Below are 19,897 nucleotides of genomic sequence, written 5' to 3'. Positions count from 1 at the left end.
CACTAATGGTGTGGCTCAGGGGGCACGGACCAGCGACCGTGGTCACGGAATGAATCGGACCGCGGTCCGGTTACACTGGCTGTACGAATCACCTCCATCTAAGGAGCACGTCATGCCCGCCGTCACAGCCGATACCTTGACCCTGCCCCGCATCGCAGGTCCCGTCGCCACGGACACCGAGCGGCCCGTCAGGTCGGTGACCACCGGCCCGCGTGGGTACGAGGGTGAGGGTTTCCCTGTCGTCCGCGCCTTTGCAGGCGTCTCCAAGACCGACCTCGACCCCTTTGTCCACATGGACCAGATGGGCGAGGTCGAATACGAGCCCGGCGAACCACGTGGAACCAGCTGGCACCCGCACCGCGGATTCGAAACCGTGACCTACATGATCGACGGCCGGTTCGCTCACCAGGATTCTCATGGCGGTGGCGGCCTCATCGAAGACGGCGCCACCCAATGGATGACGGCCGGGTCGGGCATCCTGCACATCGAGACACCGCCCGCAGAGCTGGTCGAGAGTGGTGGACTGTTCCACGGGGTCCAGCTGTGGGTGAACCTGCCCAAGAAGGCGAAGTTCGCCACCCCGGCCTACCAGTCCATCGAAGGCAACCAGGCCACCCTGCTGAGTTCACCCGACGGAGGTTCGCTGGTGCGGATCATCGCAGGCGGCATCGACGGTCACACCGGCCCGGGGTCGACACACACACCGATCACGTTGGCTCACGCCACCATCGAGCCGGGTGCGGCCTTGAACCTGCCGTGGAACCGCGACTTCAACGCACTCGTCTACGTCCTGTCCGGGCGCGGCACCGTGGGACCCGTGGGCAATCCCATCCAGCAGGGTCAGCTCGCAGTCCTCGGACCCGGTGACCGGATCTCCATCTCGGCTGCGCAGCAACAGGACTCGAACCGCCCCGCGCTCGAGGTGCTGCTGCTCGGCGGACGCCCGATCCGTGAGCCGGTGTTCCAGTACGGGCCGTTCGTGATGAACTCCCGCGCCGAACTCATCGAGGCGATGGACGACTTCAACGCCGGCAAGTTCGGCCACATCCCGCCGGGTGCGCTCATGCCGCACACCTCGGGAGCCTGACACCACAAGGGTTGACACATTGGCCCAAGTGTCTCACTGTTGAGACATGAGGGCCAATGTGTCATCTCCAGCCGAGTTCACCCTGCGCTCTGGGCAGACATGGCGTGAACCCTGGGCGATGTACACGGCTCTGCGTGACCACGACCCGGTCCATCGCGTCCGTACCGACCGTCCCGACCGCGACTACTGGGTGCTCACCCGACACGCGGACGTCACCCGCGCCGCCGACGACTGGCGCACCTTCACCTCCACCGCAGGTCTCACCGTCACCTACGGCGAACTCGAGAGCCTCGGCCTCGTCGACAATCCGCCCATGGTGATGCAGGACCCGCCTGCGCACACCGACTTCCGCAAGCTGGTGGCCCGCGGGTTCACCCCGAAGCAGGTCACCGACGTCGAGCCCGCGGTGCGGCGTTTTGTCACCGACCGGCTCGATGCCCTCCTCGATGCCGGAGAAGGCGACGTGGTCGCAGACCTGTTCAAACCCCTGCCGTCGATGGTTGTCGCGCACTACCTGGGTGTGCCGGAGTCGGACCGGCGCGCGTTCGACGGCTGGACCGAGGCGATCGTCGGCGCCGACAGCTCAGATCTGGCACGGGCGGGCGAGGCCGCATCGGCGGCGGTCGTGGAGCTGATGGGGTATTTCAGCACGCTGATCGCCTATCGGCGAGAACATCCCGGCGACGACACCGTGTCGCATCTGGTGAGGGCGGGAGTCGGCGAGGACGGCAACACTGAGGGGTTGCTGTCGATCCTCGCCTTCGCCTTCACCATGGTCACCGGGGGTAACGACACCACCACCGGGGTGCTGGGCGGTGCCACCGCACTACTCGGCGAACACCACGGACAACGGCGCGAACTGGCAGACGATCCCGGGCTCATCGTCGGGGCGATCGAAGAGTTCCTCCGTCTCACGTCACCGGTCCAGGGCCTGGCCCGGACCACCACCGTCGACACCGATTTCGAGACGGATGCCGGGCCTGTGACCATTCCGGCGGGCCGCAAGGTCTTGCTTTGTTACGGCGCAGCCAATCGCGATCCGCGGGTTTACGGCGACGATGCGGACCAACTCGACATCCATCGGCGCCCCCGCCAGATACTCACGTTCAGTCGAGGCGGTCACCACTGCCTCGGGGCGGCGGCTGCGCGGATGCAGGTCCGGGTGACGCTCGAAGAGCTGCTGAGGCGCTGCCCCGACTTCGAGGTCGACGCCGATTCGATCACCTACGCCAAGGGCAACTACGTACGCCGTCCGACCAGACTGCTTGTGCGGACCAACCGGTGACGGCCGCCTCCTGGCTGGGCGAGAGCCGATCGGCCATCGCTGCGGGCCGCATACTCGACGTCGCGGCTGAGCTGTTCGCCGAGCACGGGGTGGATGCGGTCAACATGAACCAGATCTCCGCCGCCGCCGGATGCTCGCGGGCCACGCTCTACCGCTACTTCCCGTCGCGCGCCGAACTGCAGATGGCCTTCGTCGAACGCGAGGCCCGCGCACTCTCCCGGCAGCTCGCCGAGCGTTTGACCGACGTCGCCGACCCGGCACGGCGGACCACCGACGCGATCGTCGCTGCCGTCGAGGCAGTGCGCACCGACCCGGTGTTGCACTCCTGGTTTCGCCCCGGCTCGGCAAGCCTGGCGGCCGAACTCGGATCATCGTCCGAGCTGATCAAGAAGATCGTCACGGCGTTTGTCTCCGACGACCCCACAGGCGGCTCCGCAGGCCCGAGCGCCGATGAAGGGTTGCGAGCGCAGTTCATCGTACGAATGATCGTGTCGCTGTTGACAACTCCCGGAGCCGACGCCACCGAGGAGCGCGCGGTCATCGAACGGTTCGTGACGCCGGCCGTGGTGGCGCCAGGCCGATTTCGCCTGGCTGTCGGTAACGGTTATCATTAGCGTCTACCCGATGGAGCCCCGCCTTGATGAGGCGGCCATCGTCTCGACGTGAAAGGTCACCTCCCGATGCGCACCTGGTCCCGACCCCTGGCGGTTGCCGCCGCCGTCTCCCTCACCGCCGCCCTGGCGGCCGGATGCTCCTCGGACGACGGGGGCACCACCGCCGACGGCAAGGTGTCCATCGTGGCTTCCACCGACGTCTGGGGTTCGGTCGCCGCTGCGGTCGCCGGCGACAAGGCCGAGGTGACGTCGCTCTACAACTCCCCCACCGGAGACCCGCACGAGTTCGAACCGAACGCACAGGACACAGCCAAGGTCTCCGAAGCGGGCGTGGTGGTCCTCAACGGCGGGCACTACGACACCTACATGGAGGACGCACCCAAGAGTTCCGGTGCCGTCGTGATCAACGCCTTCGAACTCGCCGAAGGTGGGCACGAAGAAGCCGGGCATGAAGAAGCGGGCCACGAAGAACCGGGCCATGAAGAAGCCGGTCACGAAGAAAGCGGCACCGAGGAGTCCGGCCACGATCACGGAGCGGGCGAGGCCAACGAGCACGTCTTCTACGATCTCGCGGTCGCCGGGCTCGTCGCCGACAAGGTGGCCGAGGCCCTGTCCGAGAAAGACAGCGCCAACGCGCAGACCTACCGCGACAACGTCACCGAGTTCAACAAGCGGCTCGACGAACTGACTGCCCAGGTCGCCGCCATCAAGACCGCGAACCCCGATGCCCCGGTGGCCCAGACCGAACCGCTCGCCTACTACCTGTTGCTCGACGCCGGACTCAAAGATGTCACCCCCGCCGGTCTGCAGGACGCGGTCGAGGCCGGGCAGTCGCCGTCGGCCCGCGACATCGCGGCCACCCAGGATCTGCTTCGGGGACGCCAGGTGCGCGCCCTCATCTACAACACGCAGGCAGTTGACGAGGGCACCAAGGCACTTCTCGACATCGCGAACAGCTCGGGCGTGCCGGTGGTCGACTTCACCGAGACCCTGCCCGCCGGAACCACCGACTACATCGAATGGCAGAAGGCTAATGTTGAGACCCTGACGTCCGCCCTGGCGTCCGATACGACGACTCCCTGATCGACCTCGTGATCGACCAGACCGACACCAAGCAGTTAGCGCAGTTCATGACCCAGCCCGAACCGGCATCACTTCTGGACATCAGCGGTGCCGCCGTCACGATCAGCGGCGCGCGCCTGAAGTTCGGGCAGCGGGTGCTGTGGGACGAGTTCGACCTGACCGTGGCCCCCGGCGAGTTCATCGCGATCCTCGGGCCCAACGGGTCGGGCAAGACCTCTCTGCTCAAGACATTGCTGGGCCAGTACCAGCTGAACGCGGGAACGGTTGCGGTGCAAGGCCGCAGCCTGCGGGCCGGCGACAGCACCATTGGGTACATCCCGCAGCAACAGACCCACGATGAGGGTGTGCCGCTACGTGGCCGGGATCTCGTCGGTCTCGGCGTGGACGGGCAGAGGTGGGGCATCGGGTGGCGAAACCGCAAGCGCCGCAACGCTCTTGTCGACGATGCGATCGCCCAGGTGGATGCCCGCGAGTTCGCCGACGCCCCGTTGGGACTACTCAGCGGTGGCGAACAACAGCGGCTTCGGGTTGCGCAGGCACTGTCGGGCGATCCTTCGGTGCTGCTCTGCGACGAGCCGCTGCTCAGTCTCGACCCAGCCAACCAGAGCCGGGTGGCCGCGCTGATCGACCGCCGTCGCCGCGACCACGGAACCGCTGTCCTGTTCGTCACCCACGAGATCAACCCGATCCTCCCGTACGTCGATCGGGTCGTGTACCTCGTCGACGGCCGGTTCCGCATCGGGACACCGGCGCAGGTGATGACGTCGGAAACCCTCAGCGAGCTGTACCAGACGCGTGTTGATGTCCTGGAGGTGCAGGGCCGGCTGATCGTCGTCGGCGCCGACGAATCCGCCTGCCACGGTGACCATGTGTCCGCCGACCTCGACCACCTGTCCACCCGCGATGTCGAGGTGAAGGAATGAAGGCCCAGTGGTCGGACTTCTTCGACTTCGACGCCACGATGAACCTGCTCTCCTACGACTTCGTCCAGCAGGCGTTGGTGGCGACCGCGCTGCTCGGCATCCTCGGCGGCGTCCTCGGCCCGATGGTCGTGAGCCGTCAGATGTCGTTTGCCGTCCACGGCACCAGTGAGTTGTCGTTCACCGGAGCCGCTGCTGCTCTGCTGTTCGGCTTCAGCGTCAACCTCGGCGGTGTGATCGGGGCGATCGTCGCGGCCGTCATCTTCGGTTTGCTGGGTAACCGTGTGCGCGAACGTGATTCGGTGATCGGCGTCGTGATGGCGTTCGGTCTCGGACTGGCGGTGCTGTTCATCGCGCTCAACCCGGGACGTATCGGAACCGGATTCAACCTGCTAGCCGGGCAGGCCATCAATGCGGGCACCCAAGGCGCCGAGGCCGTGGTCATCACCACTGTCGTCGTGGTCGCGGCGATGGCTGTCATCTATCGGCCGCTGCTGTTCGCCAGCACCGACCCCCGCGTGGCCGAGGCCCGTGGTGTGCCGATGCGGCTGCTCTCGGTGGTGTTCGCGGTGCTGCTCGGCGCAGCGGTGGCCCAGAGTGTGCAGATCATCGGCGCCCTTCTGGTGATGTCGCTGCTGATCACCCCGGCCGCAGCCGCCATGCGCGTGTCGTCGAACCCCACGGTGGTGCTCGGGTTGTCCATCTTGTTCGCCGAGATCGCCGCGGTCGGCGGTATCGTCTTGTCGCTGGCGCCGGGTCTGCCCGTCTCCGCCTTCGTCACCACCATCTCGTTTGTCATCTACCTGGTGTGCCGTGTGGTCGGCTCCAAACGGTCCGCCGGCTCCGGGCGCCGACGGGTTCCCACCTCCAGCAAACCGCTGCTCGGCACCAGTTTCTGAGACTTTTTGTCCCGCTGCCTCGAACCTGCTCAGCAAGGACACGCCAGATCGACCGATCGCCTAAGCTCTCATTTCGGGTGACGCTGTAGCACGCGGCCCGGACCGGAAGGCAGGCGATGCGGTATCAGTTGCTCGGACCGCTGTCCGTGGTTCGTCGCGCCGACCACTCGCAGGTCGTAGAGCTCGGGTCACCCAAGCAGCGGATGGTGCTGGCGCTGTTGCTCCTCAATCGCGGCACCGTCGTCTCCATCGACCGGCTGTCCGACGCGATCTGGGGAGAAGACGCACCGCCGAGCGCCACGTCCAGCCTGCAGGCCTACATCTCGAATCTGCGCCGGGCGCTGCGCAACGACGCGGTCGGCACCTCCCCCATCCGGCGGCAGTCGAACGGGTACATCTTCGAGATCTACGATTCCGAACTCGACATCGACGAGTTCCTGGACCTCGCCAATTCGGCCCGCCAGGCCTCCGACCGCGAGGACTGGGCGCCGGCCCTCGAGACGTCCGATCGTGCTCTCGGCATGTGGCGCGGACGGCTGCTCGACGGTTTCGGTGACGAGAGCTGGGTTCAGACCGAGGCGGCCGGACTCGAAGAACTCCGCAGCGGGTGCCGGGAGAACCGGATCACCGCGCTCCTGGCGCTGGGGCGCGTTCCCCAGGCACTCGCCGATGTGGTGGCACTGCAGACCGAGCAGCCCTATCGCGATCGCAGTTGCTGGCTGCACATGATGGCGCTGCACCGGGCGGGCCGCTCGGCCGAAGCCCTCGATGTGTTCACCGAACACGCGCGCAGACTCGACGACGATCTCGGACTCGAACCGAGCTCCGAACTGCGCGAGTTGCAAGGCGCGATCCTGCGCCACGACCCGGAGTTGGCCGCGTGGCCCCGTAAACCCAGCTGGTCCGGGGCCAGCGAGATCCGTTCACCCGAACCCGAGGCGGTCCCGGATCAGCCGGCCCCGGCCTCGACTGCCGCATCGAACGGCAAACTCGTGGGCCGCACGCGCGAGATCGACCACATCGGCCGGCTGCTCGGTGAGGTGGTCGCGGGGAACACGCGCTGGCTCATCCTGATCGGCCCGCCGGGCATCGGAAAGACACGACTCGCCCACGAGGCCGCCCAGCGGATGCAGGCCCTGGGTGGTCGCGCTGTGTGGGCCCGCAATCCCGAGGAGGGCGCCCCCGCCTGGTGGCCCGCCCGTCAGCTCGTCGAGGCGCTGGGCTGCGACCCCGCCGAGATCCTGACCACCCAGGACGGCGTGGACGCCGACACGGCCCGCTTCACCACGTACGACCGGGTACAGCGCGTCATCGAACAGAGTTCGGCGACAACACCTCTGGCGGTCGTGATCGACGATGCCCAATGGGCCGACGCGATGTCGGTGGGCGCGCTCGCCTCCATGGCGACCGCTGTACACGGGCACCCGGTGGGCTTCATCATCACTCTGCGCGAGGGCGAGCACGGGACCGCGCTCGGCCGGCTCCTCAGCGCGGTCGCCCGCGGAGGTGGCAATCGTCAGATCGTCGTGTCGGCACTGGCCGATGACGATGCCGCGACACTGGCCAATGAGATCGCCGACGAAGCCCTGTCCGAGACGGAGGTCTCCCGCCTGATCAGACGCACGGGCGGCAATCCGCTGTTCGTCTCCGAATACGCGCGCCTGTCCAAGGACGAACGCGACGCCGGTGAACTGCCGCAAGCAGTCCGTTCCGTCCTCGGCCTGAGGTTGGCCGGCCTCGATCCTGCTGTGTTACAGGTGCTCCGGATGGCCGCAGTCATCGGGGACGCGATCGACGTGGCGCTGCTCTCGGCCACCACCCGTCTCGACATCGACTCGCTCGCCGACCATCTCGACGAGGCCGCCGATGCCCGCATCATCGCCGCGGCCCCGGGCACCGACGGTTATGCGTTCGCCCACGGATTGCTTCGCGAGGAAGTGCTGGCCCAGATGCCGACGCTGCGTCGTAAACGCGCGCACGCCAAGGTCGGTGAGGTACTCGAAGGTGTATCGGGCTCGGACGTGTTGGGCAGGCGTGCACAACATCTCATGGCCGCGCTGCCTCTGGTGGAGGCCCGCGACGCGGTTGCGGCATGCATCGCGGCGGCCACCGCTGCCGCCGAGCGATGGAACTCCGAGTCCGCGGCCAACTGGTGGCATCAGGCACTGGTGGCCTACGACCTGTTGCCCGCAGCCGATCAGGACGACGCAGAGCGGGACGGCCTCACCGTGTCCTATCTCGAGGCACTGTCACGCTCGGGCCGTGGCCAGACCGTACTCGACACGGTCGAAACGGAACTCGCCATGGCCATCCGAACCGAGAAGACCGCGACCATCGGAAAACTGGCCGGTTCGCTGCTGCGTTCGGGCGGCGGGTGGCCGTGGGTTACCCCGGGCAAGGACCCCGCGCCGTTGCTGGCCCTGCTGTTTCGCGCCGAACAGATCGTCGCGGACGAATCTGCCGCGCGTGCACAGGTTCTCGGAGCTCTGTGTGTCGGGCACAGCTATCACCCCGACCCCACGCTGGCGCCCGAATTGATCGTCCGCGCAGAACATTTCGCGGCCATCGCAGACGATCCCGAGATCACGGCCGAGGTGATGATGGCCCGGTTGATCACTTTCTCCGGCGTCGCCACCCATGCCGCTGAAGCCATCGCCACGATCGGTGACCTGCTGACCTTCGCGCACAGTCAGGCCCGATTCGACACCGTGATCGCACACTCGATCGCGACCATGGCCGCGTTCACCCTTGGCGACGTCCACGCGGTCCGGGGCCATCTGCTCCAGGCGATCAACGGCAGCGAGGAGCTGAACCTGCCGATCTTGCGCGCGCAGCTCCGCTGGATGGAGGTGGTGGTGGCGGTCTGGGACGGCGACTTCGAACGGGCCACCCGGCACCGGGCCATCGCCAAACGTGTCCACGAGCAGACCGAGCTGTACGTGACCGGACAGTCCAACATGTCCTTGATGGGCTTGCGACGCGAGCAGGGCCATCTGTCCGAGGACGAGGCGTCGATGGCCCGCGACCTGATCGAGGGTGTGGCGGCCAGCGCCGAGGACACCGACATGATCGGCGTCATCGCGGCCGGATTGGCCACCGTCCCCGGTGCTCCGGTCGACCGGAACCTGGCCGAGAAGCTCATCCGGCAGCGGCAGGACACCCGCGGCGCACACGTGTGGCACACGCTCGGTCACGCGACGGCTCTCGCCCACCTGGTGGCACAGTTCGAGCTGACCGTCTTCGCCGCAGACTTCATCGCCGAACTCGAACCCTTCACCGGGTGCATCGGCGTGATCGGTCAGCTCGGTTCCGTCGGTCCGGTGGACCTCGCGATCGCCAGGCTTCACATGTTGCTGGGCGACACCGCCGCCGCAACCGAGGCAGTGGCGGTCGCGGCCGAGGTCGCCGAGCGCAACGGCGGGCAACCGACCGTCCTTCGTTGCCGGCTCCTCCAGTGGCAACTGCGTCCACCGGCCGAACGACATCTCGACGAACTCGATGACATCGGTGCCCGGGCGGCCGAGTTCTGCATGGCGGGCCTCCTCGAGGACGTGCGCACAGTGCGTGAGCAGGCCTGACGCCGACCCGCGCCGGGACCCCGAACGGATCCGGTCCACTTCTTGACGTTTCCTTGGACTCGCCACCAAGCAGATGCCAAGTGATGTGACGCAACCTGTTGCCATCGACTTCCCCGATGACGAGAGGCGTCCGCACACGATGACCACGACCACCGAGAGCACCCACGCCGACCCGGCCACCGAACTGCGCGCCGCCGTGTCCGGTGTGGTCGCCGGTCCTGCCGATCCCGACTACGCGCGCGCGACGCCCTGGAACGTCTCGGTGCCGTCAGAGCCGTGCGCAGTTGTGTTCGCCACCTCGGCCGCCGATGTCGCGGCCACGTTGCGCGTGGCCGAGCGTCGCCGGCTGACGGTTGCCGTGCAGGCAACCGGGCACGGCGCCCTGCCGATCGATTCGGGCACAATCCTGGTGCACACCGCCGAGTTGAACGGCTGCGTGGTGGATCCGCAAACACGTACGGCCAGGGTCGGCGCCGGCGTGCGGTGGCAGCAGGTCATCGATGTGGCCGCAGCGCACGGCCTCGCCGCCCTGGCCGGCTCAGCGCCCCACGTGGGGGTGATCGGTTTCTTGACCGGCGGCGGCATCGGCCCACTGGTGCGCAGTGTGGGCCTGTCGTCCGATCATGTCCGATCGTTCGAATTGGTCACCGGGCGCGGCGAGGTCCTGCAGGTCACCCCCGACAACCATGCCGAGCTGTTCTGGGGGCTGCGCGGCGGGAAAGGCACGCTGGGAATCGTCACCTCGGTCGAGATCGAGCTGCTGCCCATATCGGAGATCTACGGAGGCGCCGTGTACTTCGATGGTTCCGACGCTGCCGACGTGCTGCGGGTCTGGCGCGACTGGAGTGCGGCTCTTCCCGAGGATACGAACACCTCGATCGCCCTGCTGCAGTTGCCGCCGCTGCCAGGCGTTCCGCCGCAGCTGGCCGGCAGGTTGACGCTGGCGGTCCGCTACGCATCGCTCGCAGAGCCGACCGCCGCCGAAGCCCTGTTCGCGCCGATCCGCACCGCCGCGAGACCAGTGATCGACGCGGTGGCGCCCATGCCCTACGCGGCGATGGGGGCGATCCACGCCGATCCCGTCGACCCCATGCCGACGCATGAGCGCAGCACACTGCTCGGCGAGCTGAGCGACGATGCGATCGACGCCCTCATCGCTCTCACCGGCCCCGAATCGGGTTCGCCGCAGGTGGTCGTCGAACTCCGGTTGCTCGGGGGTGCGATGTCGCGGCCGGCAGCCCAACGCAGCGCTTTCTGCCATCGCGGCGCGTCATTCAACCTGATGGTGGTCGGTGCACTGGTGCCGCCGATCGCCGAGCACGTGCCCGCCCATGCGAGCGCTGTACTGGACGCCGTGGCGCCGTGGTCGGTGGGTGAGCTGCCCAACTTCGCTCCGGGTACTGGACCGGCCCGATTGGCGCGGTGCTACGACGAAGACACCCTGGTGTGGCTCGGAGCCCTTGCAGAGCAACATGATCCACACGGACTGCTGCGTGTCGGTCAGGTGGTTCGCTCGGTGACGACGTCAGGGAATTGATTCCTCGGCGCCGCCGGGATTGCAGCGGGTCGAGATCATCTCCGACTCGGTGACCACGGGGCGCCACGGTTCCAGGTTCCAGCTCGTCTTGTCGGGGTCGACTATCCGGGCGAACCGCCAGTGGCAGGCGTACTGATCGCGCATTCCCGGGGTGTCGGCCGTGGGGTCGAGCTCGACCACCTCGGCCCAGCTGGCATCGAGATCGCCGGTGCCCTGCGTGTTGCGTCCTGACTCGGTGGGAAACACCTGCAGGCTCGGGCCCTGCTCGGTCTGCGTCCAGGCGACGTGGTCGATGAACGGTGGCAGATACACAGGGGTGGACGGCGTGATCGCGGTCGCGCTCTCGGCCGGTGTTGTCAAAGCCGTTGTTGTCGTCGACTCACTGACGACCGGTTCGGTGGTCACCGCCGGGTCGGGATCAGACCCGCCGCATCCGCTGACCACGATCATCGCCGCCGCGAGCGTGCCCAACCACGCAGCACGCCTCAAAACACAACCCGGACAACCATCTCCGCGACCACCGCAGGTTTGGCTGTGCCCTCCACGGCAAGCGTGTGACCGAACACGATCTGAATCGCACCGTCGCCGAGGTCGGTCGCCTCGGCGAGGGTGGTGGTGAGCCGGACCTTCGACCCCACCAGGACCGGAGACGGGAAGCGAACCTTGTTGCTGCCGTAGTTCAGGGCCATCTTCACACCCTCGAACCCGTAGATCTGCGCGCCCAGCATCGGAAGGAGAGACAGGCTCAGGAACCCGTGGGCGATGGTGCCGCCGTACGGGCTCTCCGCTTTTGCGCGTTCGACGTCCACGTGGATCCACTGGTGATCACCGGTCGCCTCGGCGAACTGGTCAACCCGCTCCTGGGTCACCGTGATCCATTCGCTGCTGCCCAACTCGCTCCCGACAGCAGTCAAAACCTCGGTCGCGGAGCCAAATACACGCATTCGCATCTCCCAGCTTCAGATGTTCACCGACGTGCGGCCGTCACACGTTCTCAAGGGTTTCCTCGGCGGCTTCGGCGCCGGGGACCTTCGAAGCGTAGTCGCCGAACCCGTGCCATGCCTCGCGCCGTGCTCGCATCGGGTCCACCTCCACGTAGGAGTGCTTGTCGAAGATCCTGGTGGCGCGCACCTTCGGTGTGTAACGGGGCCAACTGGGCAGCGGCTCGCCGGTTTTGGCGAACGCCAGCCACTGATCCTGTACCTCCCCGGTGACACGGAGGGCGTCTCGCCGATCACCGAGCTGGGTCAGCAGCCGGCCTGCCTTACCGCGGTAGATGCCGAACACGGCAAGCAGTTCGGACGCGTGGGTGGCCCCCAGACCCATCCACCTCATCACCTTCGGTGAATAGTCATATCGGTACGCGTAGGTGGGGGCGTGCTCGGAATGCGCTTGTGTCACAGCCACACTGCCCACCCAGAAGATGTAGTCGCCGCCGAACTGCACCATCGATCGAGGGCTGGGGTAACCGTTGTAGGCAGCCGTGATGCGGTCCTGCGCGTCGGGTTCGGTGTTGGCGAACATCTCCGTGATGACCTCTTCGGTGGACAGCATGCCCTGCGGCAGCCGCTTGAAGAGTGTTCCCTCGTTCTTGTTGGTGCCGATGATCATCGGCACCTGGTGGGCCGAACCGTCGGCAAAGGCCTCCACAGGCGCCACGGGCAGGTAGTCGCCGTCGACGACCGGCCCGAACGGCAGCAGACCAGGGCTGTCCTTGGTGACCCACCTCGCCAGTCGGTGCCCGGCGCGGCCGATCTCGGCCAACGACGCCGAGGCCAGGGCTTCGGCCACGTCCGAGATGCCGGTGTCGGCGGTTAGCAGTTCGCCCATCTTGTCCGCGAAACGCTGGGCGTAGTGCTGGTGCAAGGTCAGCATCGGCGCAGAACTCTCGGCGATGGCGCGGTGGAACAGGCCGCCTGCCGCAGGTGTGGCCATCAGGGTGGTGACGGCGTTGCCGCCGGCGCTCTCCCCGAAGATCGTGACGTTGTCGGGGTCGCCTCCGAAGTCGGCGATGTTGTCCTTCACCCACTGCAGCGCAGCCACCTGATCACGCAATCCGAGATTGGTCTCGAAGGGGCGGTCAGGGGTCGAGTACCTGGAGAAGTCCCCGTAGCCCAGTGGACCGAGCCGGTAGTTCATCGACACGAAGATCACGTCGCCACGCCGGACGAGGTCGTGGCCGTAGTAGAGCGGGGTGGCGGTGGATCCGAGGATGTATGCGCCGCCGTGGATGAACACCATCACCGCCCGCGGCTTGTTCGACGTGCGTGCCGGCGCCACGACGTTGACCGTCAGGCAGTCTTCGCTGACAGGTTGCTTGCGCCCGCGCTCGACCAGCGCATATTTCGGATTCTGCGGCGCAGCGTTCCGGAAGCTGTCGGCCTTGAGCACACCTTCCCATCCGATCGCCGGCTGAGGTGCCCGCAGTCGCAGGTCACCGACCGGGGGTGCGGCAAACGGAATGCCGCGCCAGCGGACGATGTCGCCGTCGCGGACACCCTCGACGACCCCGTCGGACAGGGTCACCCTCGTACTAGTACTCACCATGTTTTCGACCCTATCGGTCCAATAGCGGTCACTCGCCCGCTATCGCGCTCATTCGCAACACGACACGGCCGGTGATCTGAAAAACTCGAACGCATGACCACCGAGTACACCGGATACGTCAAAATAAACCACCCGTCTGCCGACACGCCGGTGTGGCATCAGGTGGCCGGCGAGGGCGACGCGGTGGTCCTGCTGCACGGTGCGTTCTCCTCGGCGGCGGACTGGGGCGGACAGTTCCAGCCCTTGGTCGACGCCGGGTACACGGTCTACGCCCCCGAGCGCCATGGTCACGGACACAGCGCCGACGTCACCGATGAGTTCCACTACGAGGACATGGCCGAAGAGACCATCGCCTATCTCGATGGGGTCGTCGGCGGACCGGCGCACCTGGTCGGCTGGAGCGACGGCGCCGTCATCGCATTTCTTGTTGCCCTCAAACGTCCCGATCTGGTGAACCGGATGATTGTCCTGGGGCAATATCTGAACTCGTCCGGGCGGACCAGCGGCGGATTACTCGACTCTCTCGACGACATCGATTCAGAAATCGTGCAATTCCTGCGGTCCGACTACGCGGAGACCTCGCCCGACGGCGATGAGCATTTTCCGGTTGTATTCGAGAAAACCACCACGATGATCGCGAACGAACCCGAGATGGCGCTTTCCGACTTGAGTGGAATCACCGCACCGACTCTGGTGATGCAAGGCGATCACGACGAGGTGACACTCGAACACAGCGCGGAAATCGTGAAGGTACTACCCAACGCACGTCTTGCGGTTCTGCCTGGCACACATCTGATCCCGATCGAGACCCCCGGTGTTGTCAATCCGGTCATCATCAATTTCCTTCGCGGCGATCCGGCTTGACCATTTCGTGCGGTGACCCGAGCTGCCTACCGTTACGATCGTCAAGCATCACACCAAACTTCCTGTGCTCCAATGCGAGATAAGGCCATGTAGCCGTGACAGATAATTCCGATCAGAACAAGACGGTCACGCCGGTCGTCACCCAATCGAAGTTCGGACGCGTTCTGTCGGCCTTCCTGAATTCGCCTTTCGCCGGCATGACCCCATGGATCGTGATGGGTTTCATCAATGGTCCAGGCCGATTCGAGGAGGCAGCGGCAGTCGCATTCGGCCTCTCACTACTCATTGTCATCGGCGGCCACAAGCGCGGTAGCAAGATCAAGTTCCTCGAGATCTTCGACCTCGTCTACTTCTCTTCGATGGTGCTGCTCGCCCAGTTCGCGGCAGCCAGCGTGGTCGATTGGCTCGAGATGTGGGGCGGGGAGATGACCAACATCGCGCTGGTCTCCTTCGCTTTGGGGTCGATCCTCATTCGCCAGCCCTTCACCATGCAGTACGCGAAAGAGTCTGAGCCGGAAGAGATGTGGGACAACCCGGTGTTCATCCACATCAACTACATGATCACCTGGTCCTGGGTCATCGGATTCGGGGTGGGAGCGGTCGCCGGGTTCTACGGCGACGCCGTCCTGGACGACAACAACAACTTCTGGACCGGCTGGATCATCGGCTTGGCCGGTACCATCTTTGCGATCTCGTTCACCGAGTTCTACCCCGAGTACGCCGTTGCCAAAGCGATGGCGAAGGGCGGAGAGGACGTGGTGCCGCAGTCACTGGCGCGGCTGTGGGATTGGGTGCCGATCTTCGTCATCGTCACCGGTGTGGCCGGTCTGGTCACCGACTCCACCAGCACCGTGCTCGGCATCGTCATCATCGTCGTGGGCATCGTCATCAAGGTCGCGATGAACGCTTTGGTGCCAGACAAGAAGAAAACGCAGAGCCCGGCCTAGGGCTCGAGCCCGAAACATCAATAGCTCTCAACACAGTGGCGTAGTCGACCGACAGGCCGGCTACGCCATTGTTGTAACGGACCTACGAACGGTGTCTGATCAAGAACGGCGCTGACGTGCGAACTCCGCGAGCACCACTCCGGCGGCGACCGACGCGTTGAGGCTCTCGACGTCGCCGGCCATCGGGATGGACAGGATCGAGTCGCACGACTCGCGAACCAGCCGCGACAGACCCTTGCCCTCGGACCCGACAACGATCACGGTGGGACCCGAACCGTCGTAGTCGTCGAGGGTGACGTCGCCGTCGGCGTCGAGACCGACCAGCTGCACACCCGACTGAGCCCACTCCTTGAGTGTTCTGGTGAGGTTGGTGGCCTGCGCGACGGGTAGCCGTGCGGCAGCGCCCGCACTGGTGCGCCATGCGACGGCGGTGACCGAGGCGCTGCGGCGAGCCGGGATCACCACGCCATGTCCGCCGAACGCGGCGACCGAACGGATCACGGCGCCGAGGTTTCGCGGGTCGGTGATGTTGTCGAGGGCCACCAGCAAGGGAGGCTGGCCGCTGTCGATGGCCAGCTGCATCAGATCTTCGGGATGGGCGTAGCGGTACGGCGGTACCTGCAGGGCGATGCCCTGGTGCATGCCGTTCGAGCTCATCCGGTCGAGTTCGGGCCGTTGCACCTCGAGGATCGAAATGCCCTTGTTGCCCGCGATCTGGACGGCTTCGGTGACGCGCTCATCGGCATCGCCCCCCAGCACCACGTACAAGGCAGTCGCCGGGACGCCGGCGCGCAGGCATTCGACCACCGGGTTACGTCCGAGAACGTATTCGGGCCCATCGACGTCAGACTTGCGCTGCGGACGCCGCCCGCCGGGCGCTGAGGCCTTCGCCGCAGCCTTCGCACGCTTGTGAGCGGTGTGATAGGTGCGGTCGACAGCTTTCGGTGTGGCGCCCTTCGCTTCGAGACCGCGCCGACGCTGACCGCCGGATCCGACGGTCTGCCCCTTCTTGGTGCCACCCTTGCGGATGGCGCCCTTGCGTTTGGAATTGCCGGCCATCAGTTACCAGCCCCTTCGGTAGGTCGGGCCGATCGACCCGTGGGTCGGGCCGTTGCCTCGTGGTTCACCGGTCGGACTCCATGTTCTGTGTCGTTTTCTACTTGTCCGTCAACGACCACTGCGGTCCATCCGGTGTATCTGTCACGTCGATCCCGGCCTTGGCCAGCCGGTCGCGCACCTCGTCGGCCACGGCCCAGTTCTTCTCCGCCCGAGCGGCGGTGCGGCGGTCGAGTTCTGCCCGGACGAGAACGTCGAGCGCCGCGGTGAGCGAAGTGTCGTCGCGGCTGTCCGCCCAGTTCTCTGCCAACGGGTCGACGCCCAGCACGTCGAGCATGGCTCGCACCGCCGATGCCGACTCCAGCGCGGTCTTGTGGTCACCGCTCTCGAGGGCTGTGTTGCCCGCCTTGACCGTTCCGTGGACCTGCGCGAGTGCCGCCGGCACTCCGAGGTCGTCGTTCAGAGCGGCTGCGAACTCAGCGGTCACCTCGCCGACGGGAACATCGCCGATGCGCGAACCCGTCCGGTGCACAAAGGATTCGAGCCTCTTGTACGCCTCGGCGGCATCTTCGAGGGCACGTGGTGAGTATTCGAGCATCGACCGGTAGTGCGCGCTGCCGAGGTAGTAACGCAATTCCACAGCCCGGACCTGCTGGAGCATCGCCGGGATGGCGACCACGTTGCCGAGAGACTTCGACATCTTCTCACCACCCATGGTGACCCAGCCGTTGTGCAACCAGTAGCGGGCGAACGGATCTCCCGCCCCATGACTCTGGGCCACTTCGTTCTCGTGGTGCGGGAACACCAGATCCATACCACCGCAATGGATGTCGAACTCCGGACCGAGAAGGGTGGTGGCCATCGCCGAGCATTCGAGGTGCCATCCCGGGCGCCCGCGGCCCCACGGCGTCGGCCATGAGGGTTCGCCCGGCTTCACGCTCTTCCACAGGGTGAAGTCGCGTGGATCGCGTTTTCCGGTCCCGGCGCTCTCGCCCTGATGGACGTCGTCGAGGCGATGACCGGACAGCGAGCCGTACTCGGGAAGACTCTGGACGTCGAAGTAGACGTTGCCATCGGAGGCGTAGGCGTGACCGCGGTCGATGAGGCGTTCCATGTACTCGACCATCTGGGTGATGAACCCCGTCGCCCGCGGTTCGGCAGACGGCGGCAGCACACCGAGCTGGTCGTAGGCCCAGCTGAACTCGCGCTCGTGAGTGGCCGCCCATTCCCACCACGGCCTGCCCGCATCGGCGGCCTTGGTCAGGATCTTGTCCTCGATGTCGGTCACGTTGCGCACGAACGCGACGTCGTAGCCTTCGTGGGTGAGCCAGCGGCGCAGGACGTCGAACGCGATGCCGCTGCGCACGTGCCCGATGTGAGGAATGCCCTGCACGGTGGCGCCACACAGATAAACCGACGCATGGCCGGGACGCAGTGGCGTGAAGTCACGTACATCTCGGGCGGCGGTGTCGTAGAGGCGCAGGGTCACGATCGGCAATCCTACTGGTCAAGCAGCAGGGCTGTGGCCACGGCGGCGATGCCCTCACCGCGACCGGTCAGTCCGAGGCCATCGGTGGTGGTGGCAGACACCGACACCGGCCCGCCGACGAGTTCGGTGAGCACCTGCTGGGCCTCCGCGCGGCGGGGCCCGATCTTCGGCCTGTTACCGATCACCTGCACTGCCGCGTTCCCGACGCGCCATCCCTCCGATTCGATGAGTTCGCGGACGTGGCCGAGCATGCGGGCGCCGCTGACGCCGTCCCACTCCGGACGTCCGGTTCCGAACACCGAACCCAGATCGCCGAGTCCGGCGGCCGAGAGAAGGGCGTCGCACAGGGCGTGCGCGGCGACATCCCCGTCGGAGTGGCCGGCGCAGCCATCCGCGTCGGGAAAGAGCAGCCCGGCCATCCAGCACGGCCGGCCCTGCTCGATGGGGTGGACGTCGGTACCGATGCCCACCCTCACGTTCGAGCCTCCTCGGCCAGCAACCAGGAGGCGAGGCGGAGGTCCCACGGGGTGGTGATCTTGAAAGCCAATGGATCTCCCGCGATGGTGTGGACCGCGACGCCATGGGATTCGACAAGCCCGGCGTCGTCGGTGAAGTCGGCGTCAGCGCTGGCGTATGCCGAGGTCAAGACATCAAAATCGAAGCCTTGAGGAGTTTGGACCGCCCGCAGACTCGTGCGGTCGACGGTTCCGGTGACCACACCGGCAGGATCAACGGACTTGATGGTGTCCGTGACGGGAGTCCCCGGGACCACGGCGTGGGCCCCGGCGAGCACGGCCTCGACGACGGAGACGAACAACGTCGGCGGGGTGAGGCAGCGGGCCGCATCGTGGACCAAGACCACGTCTGCGGCGGGGGCGGCGGCAAGAGCCGCTCGCACCGAGTCGCCTCGTTGTGCGCCACCTGCCACCACGGTCACTTCGGGGAAGTCCGCCCGGACCTGGTCTACGAGACCGGCCGGGACGGACAACACGACATGCTCGACGACCCCGCTGGCCTGCACACCACGCACAGCGCGATGCAGCATGGAGTGGCCTGCGAGGTCGACGAATGCCTTGGGCAATCCGGCACCGAGCCGCTCTCCGCGACCGGCAGCCGGGATCAGCGCGACAGTAGATGCCAAGACGACCAGATGCCCGGTCTACGAAGCGGCGGCGAGAACCTCGTCGAGAATGATGGAGGCCTTCTCGTCGTTGGTGTTCTGCGCGAGCGAGAGTTCATCGACGAGGACGCGGCGCGCACGGGTGAGCATTCGCTTCTCACCAGCGGACAGACCACGGTCCTGCTCACGACGCCAGAGGTCGCGCACGATCTCGGCAACCTTGATGATGTCGCCCGAGATCAGCTTTTCCTGGTTTGCCTTGAAGCGGCGAGCCCAGTTGGTCGGCTCCTCGGTGTGCGGTGCGCGAAGCACATCGAACACCTTTCCGAGGCCTTCTTCTCCGACCACATCGCGTACACCCACATATTCGAGCTTTGTGGAAGGAATCTGGACCGTCATGTCGCCGTCCGCAACCTTGAGGACGAGGTATTCGACAGCCTCACCCTTGATGGTCCGGATCACGATGTCTTCGACCAAGGCAGCACCGTGATGGGGGTAGACAACGGTGTCACCAACTTTGAAATTCAATGTTTCATGCCCCTTTCCATTCCCCGAGTCTACCACGGTGCCTTCCGCGTCATCGGACAACGATGCAGGTCAGCGGCGTAGGCATGGTCCGCCAAGCCTTGACGATGCCTGAAAAGTGTGCTGGGACACTGCCCGAACTCCCTCATCGACGGCCCGCGGGGCACCTCGATCTCGAACGCTCTCCACGGCGATTTCGGCACCCCATCGCGATTTCTCGCGACCGGCCCACTACGCTCCGTAGTGCACGCACTGCGCAGTCGACCTGAGCAGGTTCTCGGGCCACCTGAGCCGACTGACGAGCGGGCGCAGCATCAGGACCTACCTCGGAGGAAAACCGGTGTCA

General features: G+C 66.2%; 18 protein-coding genes. 10 read left to right on the top strand and 8 right to left on the bottom strand.

The window, feature by feature from the left end:
* Positions 1 to 112 precede the first annotated feature (112 nt).
* From WIMU1_RS11650 to WIMU1_RS11615, 8 genes are all read left to right on the top strand, one after another.
* The gene (locus tag WIMU1_RS11650) at positions 113 to 1,087 is read left to right on the top strand and encodes a pirin family protein (protein ID WP_062797264.1); all 975 of its coding nucleotides are present in this window, start codon (positions 113 to 115) and stop codon (positions 1,085 to 1,087) included.
* 46 nt (positions 1,088 to 1,133) lie between these two features.
* A complete protein-coding gene (locus WIMU1_RS11645) occupies positions 1,134 to 2,372 on the top strand; it encodes a cytochrome P450 (protein ID WP_062797262.1) in 1,239 nt (412 codons plus the stop codon).
* Positions 2,369 to 2,986, top strand: a complete 618-nt coding sequence (locus WIMU1_RS11640) for a TetR/AcrR family transcriptional regulator (protein WP_062797260.1) — start codon at positions 2,369 to 2,371, stop codon at positions 2,984 to 2,986. Before WIMU1_RS11645 ends, WIMU1_RS11640 begins: the two co-directional genes overlap by 4 nt.
* 66 nt (positions 2,987 to 3,052) lie before the next feature.
* Positions 3,053 to 4,069: a metal ABC transporter solute-binding protein, Zn/Mn family gene (locus WIMU1_RS11635; protein WP_062797639.1), complete on the top strand. Its 1,017-nt coding sequence runs from the start codon at positions 3,053 to 3,055 to the stop codon at positions 4,067 to 4,069.
* Between the two features lie 47 nt (positions 4,070 to 4,116).
* Positions 4,117 to 4,992: a metal ABC transporter ATP-binding protein gene (locus WIMU1_RS11630; protein ID WP_062797637.1), complete on the top strand. Its 876-nt coding sequence runs from the start codon at positions 4,117 to 4,119 to the stop codon at positions 4,990 to 4,992.
* Positions 4,989 to 5,888, top strand: a complete 900-nt coding sequence (locus WIMU1_RS11625; RefSeq protein ID WP_023961285.1) for a metal ABC transporter permease — start codon at positions 4,989 to 4,991, stop codon at positions 5,886 to 5,888. Before WIMU1_RS11630 ends, WIMU1_RS11625 begins: the two co-directional genes overlap by 4 nt.
* Before the next feature lie 116 nt (positions 5,889 to 6,004).
* Complete coding sequence (locus tag WIMU1_RS11620; RefSeq protein WP_062797254.1) at positions 6,005 to 9,466, top strand: ATP-binding protein; 3,462 nt, start codon at positions 6,005 to 6,007, stop codon at positions 9,464 to 9,466.
* Positions 9,467 to 9,605: 139 nt separating this feature from the next.
* Positions 9,606 to 11,003, top strand: coding sequence for an FAD-binding oxidoreductase (locus WIMU1_RS11615; RefSeq protein WP_062797252.1), 1,398 nt, complete (start codon positions 9,606 to 9,608; stop codon positions 11,001 to 11,003).
* Here the strand turns inward: WIMU1_RS11615 and WIMU1_RS11610 are convergent.
* Genes WIMU1_RS11610 through WIMU1_RS11600 form a run of 3 tightly spaced genes read right to left on the bottom strand, consistent with a single transcriptional unit; the run spans position 10,992 to position 13,550 of the window.
* A complete protein-coding gene (locus tag WIMU1_RS11610; protein ID WP_245968920.1) occupies positions 10,992 to 11,474 on the bottom strand; it encodes a DUF2599 domain-containing protein in 483 nt (160 codons plus the stop codon). The genes WIMU1_RS11615 and WIMU1_RS11610 overlap by 12 nt on opposite strands.
* Before the next feature lie 14 nt (positions 11,475 to 11,488).
* Positions 11,489 to 11,947, bottom strand: coding sequence for a MaoC family dehydratase (locus WIMU1_RS11605; RefSeq protein WP_030172773.1), 459 nt, complete (start codon positions 11,945 to 11,947; stop codon positions 11,489 to 11,491).
* A gap of 40 nt (positions 11,948 to 11,987) precedes the next feature.
* Positions 11,988 to 13,550: a carboxylesterase/lipase family protein gene (locus WIMU1_RS11600; RefSeq protein WP_062797250.1), complete on the bottom strand. Its 1,563-nt coding sequence runs from the start codon at positions 13,548 to 13,550 to the stop codon at positions 11,988 to 11,990.
* Positions 13,551 to 13,643: 93 nt separating this feature from the next.
* Here WIMU1_RS11600 and WIMU1_RS11595 point away from each other — a divergent pair, with 93 nt between their 5' ends.
* Positions 13,644 to 14,414 (top strand): alpha/beta fold hydrolase, encoded by a 771-nt coding sequence (locus WIMU1_RS11595; RefSeq protein ID WP_062797248.1) that lies wholly within the window; start codon positions 13,644 to 13,646, stop codon positions 14,412 to 14,414.
* 95 nt (positions 14,415 to 14,509) lie between these two features.
* Entirely contained in the window at positions 14,510 to 15,361 is an 852-nt protein-coding gene (locus tag WIMU1_RS11590; RefSeq protein ID WP_062797246.1) for a hypothetical protein, read from the top strand.
* A 99-nt stretch (positions 15,362 to 15,460) separates the two neighbouring features.
* On the opposite strand, the gene rlmB is transcribed toward WIMU1_RS11590, so the two are convergent.
* The 5 genes from rlmB to WIMU1_RS11565 all read right to left on the bottom strand — a co-directional run bounded on the left by rlmB (position 15,461) and on the right by WIMU1_RS11565 (position 19,554).
* The gene (gene rlmB / locus WIMU1_RS11585) at positions 15,461 to 16,420 is read right to left on the bottom strand and encodes a 23S rRNA (guanosine(2251)-2'-O)-methyltransferase RlmB (protein WP_062797244.1); all 960 of its coding nucleotides are present in this window, start codon (positions 16,418 to 16,420) and stop codon (positions 15,461 to 15,463) included.
* Positions 16,421 to 16,517: 97 nt separating this feature from the next.
* Entirely contained in the window at positions 16,518 to 17,906 is a 1,389-nt protein-coding gene (cysS, locus tag WIMU1_RS11580) for a cysteine--tRNA ligase (protein ID WP_062797633.1), read from the bottom strand.
* An 11-nt stretch (positions 17,907 to 17,917) separates the two neighbouring features.
* Complete coding sequence (gene ispF / locus WIMU1_RS11575) at positions 17,918 to 18,382, bottom strand: 2-C-methyl-D-erythritol 2,4-cyclodiphosphate synthase (protein WP_062797242.1); 465 nt, start codon at positions 18,380 to 18,382, stop codon at positions 17,918 to 17,920.
* Positions 18,379 to 19,047: a 2-C-methyl-D-erythritol 4-phosphate cytidylyltransferase gene (gene ispD / locus WIMU1_RS11570; protein WP_062797241.1), complete on the bottom strand. Its 669-nt coding sequence runs from the start codon at positions 19,045 to 19,047 to the stop codon at positions 18,379 to 18,381. The genes ispF and ispD overlap by 4 nt, the downstream gene beginning before the upstream one ends.
* 18 nt (positions 19,048 to 19,065) lie before the next feature.
* Positions 19,066 to 19,554 carry a CarD family transcriptional regulator gene (locus WIMU1_RS11565; protein WP_030172741.1) on the bottom strand — a complete coding sequence of 163 codons (489 nt, stop codon included), beginning with the start codon at positions 19,552 to 19,554 and terminating at the stop codon, positions 19,066 to 19,068.
* Positions 19,555 to 19,897 lie beyond the last annotated feature (343 nt).

Origin of the sequence: Williamsia muralis NBRC 105860 (genome assembly GCF_001598915.1) — a bacterium.
GTDB classification, from domain to species: domain Bacteria; phylum Actinomycetota; class Actinomycetes; order Mycobacteriales; family Mycobacteriaceae; genus Williamsia; species Williamsia muralis.
Note: the sequence above shows the minus strand (reverse complement) of the source record. Positions and strands in the feature narration are given on the sequence as shown.